Source organism: Flagellimonas olearia (assembly GCF_004150225.1).
Classification (GTDB): Bacteria; Bacteroidota; Bacteroidia; order Flavobacteriales; family Flavobacteriaceae; genus Flagellimonas; species Flagellimonas olearia.
Genome location: NZ_ML142908.1, coordinates 42,603 through 55,263, shown reverse-complemented (window position 1 = coordinate 55,263; position 12,661 = coordinate 42,603). Strand labels below are relative to the sequence as shown.

Below are 12,661 nucleotides of genomic sequence, written 5' to 3'. Positions count from 1 at the left end.
CTTTTTTTTATCGTGTTTATCCGTTTCGGCGCAAGATTTTCTTGTGAAGGGAAAAATGGTGGATTCTACCAATGAAACTCCTTTGGAGGGGGCCACTATATATGCAGAGTCCGCCCAAGATAGTACCCTTATTTCATACACTATTACCAATGCCAATGGAAGCTTTGTTTTGGAGGGTAAAACTTCGGTCAAAAGGGTTAGGGTAAATTTTTCTTATAATGGTTTTGAGTCAAAGAGCATTGAAGTACCGCTTAAGCCCACGGTGGATCTTGGTACGATAAAGATGGAGGAACGTTTACAACAGCTGCAAGGCGTGGATGTAATCGCCGAAAGAGTTCCCATAGCCATACGAAAGGATACTTTGGAGTTCAATGCCGATTCCTTTACGGCCCGACCCGATGCCACGGTGGAAGAATTATTGAAACAACTGCCCGGTGTGGAGGTGGATAGCGAGGGCAAGATCACAGTGAACGGCAAAGAGGTCAATCAGGTTTTGGTGAATGATCAGGTGTTTTTCAGTAAAGATCCCAAGGTGGTCACCAAGAGCCTTTCCAAGGATGTGATCAGCAAAATCCAAATCACCAATACCAAGACCAAACAACAGCGGTTTATGGGTGAAGAAGGGGATGGGGAAACCAAGACCATCAACCTTACCCTCAAAGAGAACATGAATAAGGGGTATATGGGGCGCCTTTCCGCGGGATATGGTACAGATGATCGATACCAGGCCAATGGCTTGGTGAACTACTTTAACGATACCCAAAGGGTAAGCCTGTTGGGAAGTTCCAATAATGTGAACAATCCGGGTTTTTCATTCGATGAGATTTATGATATGGTAGGAAGGGCAAGAGGGAATGGGATGCGATTTGGGCAGAATGGGTCCTTTGCCGTAGGAAACACCTCTTTTGGATTTGGCCAGGGAATTGCGACTTCTTCTACCGTTGGGGCCAGTTATGCCAATCAGGAGAAGGACCGCTACAGGACAGACGGTAACTATTTCTATTCCTATAGCGATTCCTACAACGATGAGAAAATATCAAGGGAGAACATATTGCCCACCGGTAATTTCTTTACCGATACTGAAACCAATTTTGTGGGAACCACCAATTCGAATCAAGCTACGGCCAATATGGAATTTGATATCGATAAGACTACCCGCGTTAGTCTGGAACCTTCCCTAAGTGTAAACCGGACCAACTCAACCGATACGGAAAATACCATATCCAGGAACGAAGCTGGGGATTTGATCAACAGCAATACCTCCCTTAGGACCAGTGATGGGATGCAGCGCAATTTTTCCAATAGGCTCGATATCATGAAGAAACTGGATACTTTGGGGAGATTTGTCCGGGTCTATTTCAATAATAACAACAGAATAAATGACACCGAGTCGGCATTGAACTCGGAACGTACTATTTATGGGGATGACCCCAGTGAGCAGATTCTGGACCAGCAGACCATAATAGACAATGCCGAGGATTCCTATGAAATGGGAATGGTATATAGGCAGCCATTGAAAAAGGACCTTTTTCTGGATTTTGAGTATCAGTACAGTGATAGTGACCAAAAAAACAGCCGGTCGGTCATGGATTTTAGTGAGGCAACCGGAGATTATGTCTTTAATCCCACCTTGAGTTCGGATTTTGATTTTAGTACCCGAAAACATGTCCCTGAAGTGGGGATTGTGTCCAATGGGCAAAAAATTAGATTCAACCTTAAGGCAAGGTATGAGGGTATTGACCTTGAAAATGAAGATCGTATACAGTCCATTTCGTTTTCCAAGGATTATTCCAAGTTCCTGCTCAGTTCGTATCTCAACTACAACTTGGGAAACAACAAAAGAATCAGTGCCAACTACAATACCAATGTCAATGTGCCTTCCGTGAACCAATTGCAGCCTGTGCCCAATGTGAACAATCCCTTGAACATTGTGGTTGGAAATCCGGATTTGGCGCCTCAGGTCACGCATAACATCTATCTCAACTTCAATGATTATAATTGGAAGGAGCGCACCGGAATATTTTTGTATTCCGGGATGAGTTTTGAAAAGGACAAGGTAGTTGCCAGCACAACCACCGATGCCAACTTTATACGGACCACCACCTATCAAAACGTTGAGGGCAATTACCGTGGATGGGCGGGAATCAACTATTCAAAACAGATTAAAAAAGACAGTCTGTACACGCTGGGGATTACGTTCAACCCCAATGCCAACTTTAGAAAAGAGGTGGGTTTTACCAATGGCAATAAATTGGAGGCCAGTAATATAAACCTGAACCCGAGGATAGGTTTAAGGTTCAATTATATGGAAATGGTGGAGCTGGAGCCCAATTACACCTTGGGTATGAATGCTACCCGTTATAATTTGGATATGGTGGATGATATTGATTTTATAACACACAGCCTATCGGTTAAAATGACCACTTTCTGGCCCGAAAATGTGGTGTGGGGCAATGATATTGTGTACAGCTACAACGGAAACTTGGGAAGTGGTTTTGATAAAGATGCCCTCTTTTGGAATATGAGTTTGGGCGTACAAATGTTCAAGAAGACGGCAACCCTTAAAGTGTTGGCGTATGACTTGCTCAACCAAAATATCAATACGCGAAGGACCACAGGGCAGGATTTTGTGCAGGATTTTCAAGGAACGGCATTAAAACGCTATTTTATGGGAAGTCTCACCATCAAATTCAATTCCTTTGGTGAAGGAGGAGGTCCCCAAAGAAGAGGAGGTCCTCGTTTTATGAGGCTTTAATGGATTTTTTTACCATCCGCCGGAAGCACCGCCTCCGCCGAATCCACCTCCACCGAATCCGCCACCAAAACCGCCTCCGCTAAAGCCACCGCCACTGCCAAAACCGCCGGAGGAACCAGAACTGCGGCCCATATTGCTGAGGATGATCATATCCCAAATGTCCAGACCGCTGCCACGGCGTCCACCACCTCTACCATTGTTGTTGTTCTTGCGATTCCAAAGGATGATCGTAATGATGATGAAAATGATAAAAGGGAACAGGGCCTTGAAAGGAAACCCTGGGTTGTTGCCAAAGGTGCGGTCTTCCGTAAACTCCCCGTTCAGGACCTGAAAAATGGCATCGGCCCCTTTGTCCAGACCACTGTAATAGTCCCCTCGCTTAAATTCGGGGATAATGACGGATTCAATAATGCGTTTTGACATTAGATCTGTCAAGGAACCTTCCACGCCATATCCGGTATTAATGGCGATTCTTCGGTCGTCCCGGGCCAAAAGTACCAACACGCCATTATCCTTGTCCGCTTGTCCAATGCCCCATTTCTGTCCCCATTGGGCGCCCAAATAGTTGATATTCTCCCCTTCCGTGGAACTGATAATGGCGATGACAATCTGTGTGGAAGTACTATCCGAGTATCGAATGAGCTTTTGCTCCAAAGCTTGGCTTTGAGGCGCGGAAAGCAGATTTACATAGTCGTATACGCTGGTCTGTTTTTGGGGTTTTTCGGGTATGGTGAATTGACCCCAGGATAGGGTAAAACTTAAAAAAGCAAGTATAAGAAGGCTACCCTTTGGATATGGCATCGCTCAATTCGTTCGTGTCGTTATGGTCCCATGGAAAATGGGCCTCCAATTCCTTTCCGGCCGATAATACTCCCTCAACGATTCCCTGTTTGAAGTTTCCGTTTTTAAAGTGGGAGGCCATAGTGTCTTTGGTACTGTCCCAAAATCCTTTCGGTACAGCACGATCAATGCCTTGATCCCCATAGATCACAAACTTTTTGTCATCCACGGCCACATAGATGAGTACGCCGTTGCCATCCTTTGTATTATCCATTTTTAGGAAATGGAATAGCTGTTGGGCCCTGCTGAAATGATCTATTTTGGAAGTGGCTTCAATATGCACACGGACTTCACCAGAGGTGTTTTTCTCGGCTTCAACAATGGCATTGATAATCTCTTGCTCCTCCTCTGCTGTTAAAAATTCCTCTACATGCGACATGTCTATTCAAAATCGAAGTTGACGTCCGGAGCATTTTCAGCTCCCGGATTGGAAGCAAACAAGGCCATTTCATCAAAATTGGCCAAGCTGGCTATAATATTGGTGGGAATCTGCTTGATCTTGATATTGTATTCCCCGGCCAAATCGTTGAATCGGTTCCGTTCCACATTGATCCGGTTCTCCGTCCCCTCAAGCTGTGATTGTAGTTCCAAAAAGTTTTGGTTGGCCTTGAGTTCCGGATAGCGCTCCACGGTCACCAAAAGTCGGGACAAAGCAGAGGAAAGACCGGTTTGGGCCTGTTGGAATTCGGCCAATTGTGCTGCGGTCAAATTATTCGCATCTATGGTGGTCGAAGTGGCCTTGGCCCTGGCCTCGATAACATCGGTAAGGGTCTCGCGCTCAAAATCGGCAGCACCCTGGACCGTTTTTACCAAGTTGCCTATAAGATCACTTCTCCGTTGGTAGGAACTTTCCACATTGGCCCATTGCTTAGTGGCCTGTCCTTTCATATCCACCAACATATTATTGGTTCGGATATACCAGCCTCCTATGATTACCCCCAATACGATTAGGATGATAATGGCGATGATACCTTTTTTCATTTTCTATGGTTTTGTGTTATAGTTGTTCTTTGATCTTGATAAGTTCGGCTTTGACCTTTTGCAACTTTTGGATGACCTCAAAGGTGGAAAGGGTCTTTTGCTTCTCTTCCTTCAAATGTGTTTTGGCACCTTCAAGGGTAAAACCACGCTCCTTGACCAAATGATAGATCAATTGCAAATTGTGGATATCCTGGGGCGTGAACTTGCGGTTGCCCTTGGCATTTTTTTTGGGTTGGAGTACATCAAACTCTTTTTCCCAAAAACGAATCAAGGAAGTGTTCACCCCAAAGGCTTTGGCCACTTCGCCAATGCCATAGTACCGTTTTTCGGGAAGGTCTACGTACATTAATCCAAGGATTGGTTCTCTTGATTGGCGAACTTGAGCATGTTTTCAAACTCTTCCGCCGTTAAACTTCCATAATAGAAGTTGATGGGGTTGATGCGCTCACCGTCCTTAAAGACTTCGTAGTGAAGGTGAGGGGCTTCGGAGCGTCCTGTATTTCCCACAAAACCGATAAGATCGCCCCGTTTTACCTTTTGGCCTACGGTGACATTGTATTTGCTCAAATGGCCATACAATGATAAATATCCGTATCCATGGTCTATTCTTATATGTTTTCCGTAACCGGAAGACCGGTTGTCCGCACGGGTTACCTTTCCATCTCCCGATGCATAGATCGGGGTTCCGCGTGGTGCGGTAAAATCCATTCCCCAGTGCATTTTACGGGCTTTGGTAAAAGGGTCGGAACGCCAACCATAACCGGAGGCCATTCGGGTTAGGTCTTTGTTGCTCACAGGCTGGATGGCAGGGATGGCCGCCAGTAATTTTTCCTTCTCTTCGGCCAGTTTGGCAATTTCATCCAGCGATTTGGACTGGATCACCATCTGTTTCTGGATGATGTCCAAACGTTTTGTGGCGTTGGTAATGATCTCCGAGTTGTTGAAACCTTCCAAGGACTTATAGCGATTGATTCCCCCAAAACCGGCCCTGCGCTGTTCTTCAGGGATAGGATTGGCCTCAAAATAAAGGCGGTAGATATTGTTGTCGCGATCTTCAATATTGGCCAATACCTGCTCCATTTGCTCCATCTTCTTGCCCAAAATCTCAAATTGAAGCTCGTAGTTCCGCACTTCGCGTTCCAATGAAAGCTCTTTGGGAGTGTTCACCCATCGGGTGTTCAATAGAATGATAAGGCCAAGAAAGCCGAACAAGGCAGAACCCAATAGAAATAGGAAGAGATTCCTATATTTCTTGGATTTCTTCGGTTCGATCTTTCTATAGGAAAGCGTATCCGGGTCGTAATAGTACTTAACTTTAGACATGAATGGATTTTATCCTATTTTTGCTCACTCTTTTTATCAAAACAAGCAAATATAAAAATTGTTTTGCTTAAAGTGTTAAATTTAAGAAAACCCTAGCAATCGCAATGACATCCCAAGAAGTTAGAAACCAGTTTTTAAACTTTTTCAAAGAGAAAAACCACAAAATAGTGCCTTCCGCACCCATGGTGATGAAGAACGACCCCACATTGATGTTCACCAATGCGGGCATGAACCAATTTAAGGAGTTTTTCTTGGGAAACACCGTCCCAAAGTCAAAACGGGTCACGGATACCCAAAAGTGTCTTCGGGTAAGCGGTAAACACAACGATTTGGAGGAAGTGGGCAAGGATACCTACCACCATACCATGTTTGAGATGTTGGGCAACTGGAGTTTTGGCGATTACTTCAAAAAAGAAGCTATCCAATGGGCTTGGGAACTCTTGACTGAGGTATACAAAATTGATAAGGACAGTCTGTACGTCTCCGTTTTTGAAGGCAGTAAGGATGCCGATCAATTGGAAATGGACAAGGAAGCCTATGATTTGTGGAAGGCCATAGTGCCCGAGGATCGCATCATCATGGGGAATAAAAAGGACAATTTCTGGGAAATGGGAGATCAAGGTCCCTGTGGCCCCTGTTCCGAAATCCATGTGGACCTTCGTTCCAAAGAAGAGAAAGAAAAAGTTCCGGGAGCATCACTGGTCAACCAAGATGACCCACTTGTGGTTGAAATCTGGAACTTGGTATTCATACAGTACAACAGAAAGGCCAATGGGGATTTGGAGGACCTCCCCGAAAAGCATATTGATACCGGAATGGGCTTTGAACGCCTGTGTATGGCATTGCAAGGAGTGAAATCCAATTACGATACCGATGTATTTACCCCCCTTATTCGTGAAATTGATACGATTACCGGGCAAAAATATGGGAAGAATGAAGAGACGGACATAGCCATTAGGGTAGTGGCGGACCACATCCGTGCCGTGGCCTTTGCCATTGCCGATGGTCAATTACCAAGCAATACCGGAGCAGGCTATGTTATCCGAAGGATACTTCGTAGGGCCATCCGTTATGGCTTTACCTTCTTGGGAACCAAGCAACCTTTTATCTACCGATTGGTGAATGTTTTGGTGGAAAGTATGGGGAAAGCCTTTCCCGAGCTTTCCAAACATCGCCAATTAATCGAGAATGTGATCAAGGAGGAGGAAAATTCCTTTTTGGGTACGTTGGAGCAAGGATTGGTACTGTTGGATTCGGTCATCAAATCCTCAAAAAACAAAACGGTTTCCGGGGAAAAGGCTTTTGAATTGTACGATACCTTCGGATTCCCCATTGACCTTACTTCCTTGATCTTGGAGGAGAAAGGCTATCAATTGGATGTGGAAGGATTTGAAAAGGCCTTGAAAGCCCAAAAAGACCGTTCCCGTGCAGCATCTGAGGTCTCCAAGGATGATTGGACAGTACTGATGCAGGATTCCGAACAGGAATTTATTGGTTATGATAGCCTTGAGGCAACCGTAAAGTTGGTAAAATATAGAAAGGTGACCAGCAAAAAGGAAGGGGATCAATACCAACTCGTGTTCAACCTTACCCCGTTCTATGCCGAAGGAGGGGGGCAGGTAGGCGACAAAGGATATCTGGAGGCTTCCAATGGAGACGTCACCTATATCGTCGACACCAAAAGAGAGAACAATGAAATTGTCCATTTTGCCGATGGTCTTCCCAAAGATGTTTCGGGAAGCTTTAAGGCCGTAGTGGATAAAAAACAGCGCTGGCGTACCGCAAGCAACCATACCGCAACGCATTTGTTGCACCAAGCCCTTCGTGAGGTTTTGGGTGACCATGTGGAACAAAAAGGATCTGCCGTCCACTCCAAATACCTTCGATTTGATTTCTCCCACTTCTCAAAGTTGACTACCAAGGAACTGCGTGATGTGGAAAACTTTGTGAATGCCCGTATTGAAGGCCAATTGCCCTTTGAGGAAAACAGGAATATACCCATCAAGGAGGCCATGGAGCAAGGGGCTATGGCACTTTTCGGGGAAAAATATGGCGATACCGTCCGTACGGTGCGTTTTGGTCAATCCATAGAACTGTGTGGCGGGACCCACGTAAAAAATACGGGTGACATCTGGCATTTCAAAATTGTTTCCGAAGGAGCCGTTGCGGCAGGAATTCGTAGGATAGAGGCCATCACCTCCGATGCGGCCAAGGATTTCTACTTCCAGAACAATCGCATGCTCTATGAAATAAAAGATCTGTTGAGCAATGCCCAGGACCCTGTGAAGGCGGTTGCCGGGTTGCAGGAAGAAAATACAGCTCTTAAAAAGCAGGTGGAGCAGTTGTTGAAAGACAAGGCCAAAGGACTCAAAAACGAATTGATTTCCGAGTTGAAGGACATCAATGGTGTTCAGTTTTTGGCCAAAAAGGTGGACTTGGATGCGGCTGGTATCAAAGATTTGTCCTTTGAGATAGGAGGGCAAGTTTCGGATGTATTCTTGTTGCTCGCTGCTGAAAATGACGGAAAAGCGTTGCTTTCGTGTTACATTTCCAAGGATTTGGCGTCCAACAAGGGACTGAATGCCGGGAGCATAGTCCGCGAACTGGGCAAGCACATCCAAGGAGGCGGGGGCGGACAGCCGTTCTTTGCCACTGCCGGAGGTAAAAATCCCGAAGGCATTCCGGTCGCTTTGGCAAATGCCGAAGAGATGATCAGGACAACAACGTAAGCATGGGCTTCTTCAACATAAAAAACATCAATTGGAAATACATCTTCGGAGAGATTTTCCTGTTGTTTGTGGGTATCAATCTGGCCATTTGGTTCAACAATTGGAATACGTCCAAGAGTATGGAAAAGGACAAGGTGGTGGCCTTGGAAAAGATTGAGGGGGAGATCAAGGCTAATTTGGACCAATTGGTTAAAGACCATGAGGTGAATCAAAAAATCCCTTCCTTTTTTTCTGATTTTGATGCCCTAGAGGCTGAAGATGGACGGTTTATTGCCTCTCCGGAGACCATGGGGAAACTTCGAGAAAAATATCCTGAGTATATCCGGGAAGTGGACTCCACCGAAGTCAGTGACGGCCAGTATGCGTATCGAATTGACTCCTACATCAATCTGGAAATCACCGATTTGAGCAGTATTGCCTGGGAAATCTCTAAATCCACCGGGATATTCCATGAGTTTGGCTATGATTGCCTGTACGACCTGCAATCCCTGTACAATACCCAAGATTTGGTGAAAAACGAGTTGAACAAGGCAACGGAAGCCTTGCGCAATACATCCATGAAGGATTTGGTGCGTACCCTAGGCATTTTGAAACAGCTGGAGGAACAGTTGGAAAAGCAGTACCGGGACATGCTCCAAAATATCAAGGATTGCAGATAAAAAACCCTTTCCCATGAAGTTACAGACCATTGTTCCACTTCAAAAAGCAGAACACCCTATCGATTATTCGAGTAAAATGCTGCTTTTGGGTTCCTGTTTTGTGGAAAATATGGGGAGCAAATTGGATTACTTCAAATTCCAACAACTGCAAAACCCTTTTGGAATCCTATTTCACCCGCTTGCATTGGAGAATTTGGTGGAACGGGCCCTGGCAGGTAAAACCTATCATGTGGATGAGGTGTTTGAACAAAACGGGATTTGGCATTGCTTTGATGCCCATTCCGATTTGAATGCGCTTTCAAAGGAGGACTTGCTTAACCATCTCAATCAGGGTTTGAAAGAAACCAAATCGGAGCTGGAAAATGCCACCCATGTAGTCATAACTTTGGGAACAGCTTGGGTATATGAACATCGATCATTGGGCAAGACCGTGGCGAATTGTCATAAAGTGCCCCAAAAGGTGTTCGAAAAAAGATTGCTTTCCCCTGAGGAAATACAATCAAGTCTGTACCGTTTGGTGGATTTGGTCGCAAAAGTGAATCCAAAGGTGAATTTCATTTTTACCGTCTCACCTGTTCGGCATCTGAAAGATGGTTTTGTGGAAAATCAACAGAGCAAGGCACACCTAATCACTTCGCTTCATTCTGTTTTGTCATCTCGAGCGCAGTCGAGAGGTATGTCCTATTTTCCGGCCTATGAAATCATGATGGACGAGCTGCGTGACTACCGTTTTTACGGAAAGGATTTGGTACATCCCAATGCATTGGCGGTGGAATACATTTGGGGAAAGTTCAAGTCCGTATGGATTTCGCCCGATTGTTATACGGTAATGGATGAGGTGGATGGTGTGCAAAAAGGATTGCAACACCGTCCTTTCAATCCCGATTCCGAGGCCCATCAAACGTTCAGGAAATCGCTTCGCACAAAAATTACGTATCTTCAAGAAAGGTATCCTTTCATGAAATTCGAATAGATGAAGAAAATACTTATAGGAGCTGTCATTGCACTGGCCTCCGTATTGATCTACAAATCCTGCGCTGATGAACGGGAGCGGAAAACGGTATTGCAGGAGCATTCCATGCTCATCCAACAGGAACTCAAAAATGTCTCCAAGCTTATCGTGACCGAAGGCCACTTTGTGGAAGTCTATAACTATAAGGATTCCAGGGAATTGTTCGGTTCCTTGGTCACGGCGAATAAAAAAGCTTTGGTGGTGGTAAATGCTGAGGTGACCATTGGTTATGACCTGTCCAAGATTGGGTATGAAATGGATGAGGCTAGTAAGACCATTCGCATTACGGAGATTCCCCAACCAGAGGTGAAGATCAATCCGGATTTTGAGTATTACGATGTCACGGCGGATTACTTTAATCCATTCAATGCGCAAGATTATAACGCCATCAAACGAAATGTGAATGTGTCCCTTTCCAAGAAAGTGGAAGCCTCTTCCTTGCGCAAAAATGCCGAAAACCGGCTGTTGAGCGAACTTTCCCGAATCTATGTGCTCACCAACTCACTGGGATGGACCTTGGTCTATGGCGATGAAGGTGTTGATTCTCCCGAAAAACTAATCGACCTTCAAAAAACTGTGGTCGATTAAGCGAATGCCGTCATCGATCAAATGCCCCACTTTGGGATTGTTCCGTTTGATATCCTCCAAATGGGATAGGATTTCTTCCTGAAATCCAACATTGTTTCCTTTTTTGGCCAATTCGTACAGCTCAACGGGCAACAACCAATCATGGGGGTGGTTTTCCTTGAGTTCCTGGAATACCTTGTTACGGGAGATGGTCGTATTTTTTCCTTCCCTGAACTCCCGGATTTGTTGGTAGTAGAGTTCCAGTTGTTGGCGTTCGGGACTTTTCTTGGGTTTGATGGTGGTTTCGGTAATCTCGTGGGTAATGAGGTCAAAGCTGGCTAAATCGGCCGGCCCGTTAAAAGCGGAGACCACGTGCTGCCCCACGGCCATATGGTAAAGGCCCCATTCCGGAGCGAACAGCACTTTGCCGTTATGGGTCACCGTACAGTTCTCAAAGGTCACCAAGAGAATTTTCCCCCTGAGGTTTCTAGTTCCGGTGATGATCGTCCCTTCAACTTTTACACCACCTTCAAATTCCAAAGAGACTTCTTCGCCTTCGTAGATTTTATACGCTTTTAGATCACGGGGTCCCATGTCCTCTATGGCGATGTTGATGCCTTTCAGTTTGCCCACGGGCATGCCAAAACCATCAGGATGTTGCGCCGTACTGTGCCCTACCAATTCCTTTTCGCGATAGGCCAGAGCCGTTGCGCCTTTGGTCTGGATGTATATGGGTTTGCCATCCTGTTCGAGGACATCATGGAACTGTCCCGAAACCTGAAGCCCGGTACTCAGTTCAATGGTGCCCAATGCTTGGGATTCAATCAATTTTTGAACCCCCGATAGTCCACCCTTCCGCAAGGCCATGGTGTTGGCGAAATCCTCCAAAACCTGACTCAAAAAGGCAAAGTCGGGCGTGACGAACAATTGGGGTTGTGGTTTGGTAATATCGAACTCGGTATGCGCCGCCTCATTGGAATAGGGTATTTTTTTTACTTGGTCCGTCATGCACCATGCACTTTCCCCGATGGAGGAAAGCAATCCCGCCCCATAAATTTTAGGCATGTCCACCGTGCCAATAAGGCCGTATTCCACCGTCCACCAATGCAGGTTCCGGATCAAAGCCATTTCACTGGGCTTGCCCATGTTTTTTTGAAGGTGTTCTATGTGTTTTTCCGCTTCCTCGATTTCCTTTTCCGGGGTGCCATGGGCCTCCTTGATGATGCTCAGGTGCCGCACCGCATTGTACAGTTCGTAATCCTTGGCACTGGAAATGGCCTTGCAGCCTATTTCCCCAAAACGGCGGAGGTACTCTGCGTATTCGGGATTGGCAATGATAGGGGCGTGTCCCGCACCCTCATGGATGATGTCCGGCGCCGGGGTGTACTCAATATTTTCCAATTGTCGGATATCCGAAGCAATGACCAGCACATTGTACGCTTGGAATTCCATAAAGGCCGATGGGGGGATAAACCCATCCACGGCCACGGCGGCCCAACCGATTTCCTTGAGGATTCGGTTCATCCCATACATGTTGGGAATGTGGTCTATGGAAATCCCGGTTTTTTTCAATCCATCCACATACGAACTATGGGCCACACGGCTTAAATAGTCCACGTTTTTGCGCATCACATAACGCCAAACCGCTTGGTCAATAGCGGTATAGTCCCCATAATTTTGCGGTTTTATGAACTGCTTGAGGTGTTTGGGCAATTTGTCCAGTATAGGATTGGATTCGTAACTCATACGTGCAATTTTGTGCTGCCTAAAGATACGAAATCGTTATCGCAAACCA

At 45.8% G+C, this 12,661-nt stretch carries 11 protein-coding genes; 5 read left to right on the top strand and 6 right to left on the bottom strand.

Annotated elements, in window-relative coordinates; genetic code table 11:
- The first annotated feature begins 43 nt into the window (after positions 1 to 43).
- On the top strand, positions 44 to 2,755 hold the full coding sequence (locus DN53_RS05550) for an outer membrane beta-barrel protein (protein ID WP_242502075.1): 2,712 nt from the start codon (positions 44 to 46) through the stop codon (positions 2,753 to 2,755).
- Between the two features lie 9 nt (positions 2,756 to 2,764).
- On the opposite strand, the gene DN53_RS05545 is transcribed toward DN53_RS05550, so the two are convergent.
- The 5 genes from DN53_RS05545 to DN53_RS05525 are packed head-to-tail and all read right to left on the bottom strand — an operon-like array spanning position 2,765 to position 5,899.
- Entirely contained in the window at positions 2,765 to 3,556 is a 792-nt protein-coding gene (locus tag DN53_RS05545; RefSeq protein ID WP_129653415.1) for a TPM domain-containing protein, read from the bottom strand.
- Positions 3,537 to 3,974, bottom strand: coding sequence for a TPM domain-containing protein (locus tag DN53_RS05540; protein WP_129653414.1), 438 nt, complete (start codon positions 3,972 to 3,974; stop codon positions 3,537 to 3,539). Before DN53_RS05540 ends, DN53_RS05545 begins: the two co-directional genes overlap by 20 nt.
- A gap of 2 nt (positions 3,975 to 3,976) precedes the next feature.
- Positions 3,977 to 4,576, bottom strand: coding sequence for a LemA family protein (locus DN53_RS05535; protein ID WP_129653413.1), 600 nt, complete (start codon positions 4,574 to 4,576; stop codon positions 3,977 to 3,979).
- Positions 4,577 to 4,592: 16 nt separating this feature from the next.
- Complete coding sequence (locus DN53_RS05530; protein WP_129653412.1) at positions 4,593 to 4,922, bottom strand: MerR family transcriptional regulator; 330 nt, start codon at positions 4,920 to 4,922, stop codon at positions 4,593 to 4,595.
- Positions 4,922 to 5,899 carry a M23 family metallopeptidase gene (locus DN53_RS05525; RefSeq protein WP_129653411.1) on the bottom strand — a complete coding sequence of 326 codons (978 nt, stop codon included), beginning with the start codon at positions 5,897 to 5,899 and terminating at the stop codon, positions 4,922 to 4,924. Before DN53_RS05525 ends, DN53_RS05530 begins: the two co-directional genes overlap by 1 nt.
- 104 nt (positions 5,900 to 6,003) lie before the next feature.
- Between DN53_RS05525 and alaS the strand changes: the two genes are divergently transcribed.
- Genes alaS through DN53_RS05505 form a run of 4 tightly spaced genes read left to right on the top strand, consistent with a single transcriptional unit; the run spans position 6,004 to position 10,887 of the window.
- Positions 6,004 to 8,628 (top strand): alanine--tRNA ligase, encoded by a 2,625-nt coding sequence (gene alaS, locus DN53_RS05520; RefSeq protein WP_129653410.1) that lies wholly within the window; start codon positions 6,004 to 6,006, stop codon positions 8,626 to 8,628.
- A 2-nt stretch (positions 8,629 to 8,630) separates the two neighbouring features.
- Positions 8,631 to 9,287 carry a hypothetical protein gene (locus DN53_RS05515; protein ID WP_129653409.1) on the top strand — a complete coding sequence of 219 codons (657 nt, stop codon included), beginning with the start codon at positions 8,631 to 8,633 and terminating at the stop codon, positions 9,285 to 9,287.
- A gap of 13 nt (positions 9,288 to 9,300) precedes the next feature.
- Positions 9,301 to 10,260 carry a GSCFA domain-containing protein gene (locus DN53_RS05510; protein WP_129653408.1) on the top strand — a complete coding sequence of 320 codons (960 nt, stop codon included), beginning with the start codon at positions 9,301 to 9,303 and terminating at the stop codon, positions 10,258 to 10,260.
- On the top strand, positions 10,261 to 10,887 hold the full coding sequence (locus DN53_RS05505) for a DUF4230 domain-containing protein (RefSeq protein WP_129653407.1): 627 nt from the start codon (positions 10,261 to 10,263) through the stop codon (positions 10,885 to 10,887).
- Here the strand turns inward: DN53_RS05505 and DN53_RS05500 are convergent.
- A complete protein-coding gene (locus tag DN53_RS05500; protein ID WP_129653406.1) occupies positions 10,855 to 12,612 on the bottom strand; it encodes an aromatic amino acid hydroxylase in 1,758 nt (585 codons plus the stop codon). The two genes, DN53_RS05505 and DN53_RS05500, sit on opposite strands and share 33 nt — an antisense overlap.
- Between the last annotated feature and the right edge of the window lie 49 nt (positions 12,613 to 12,661).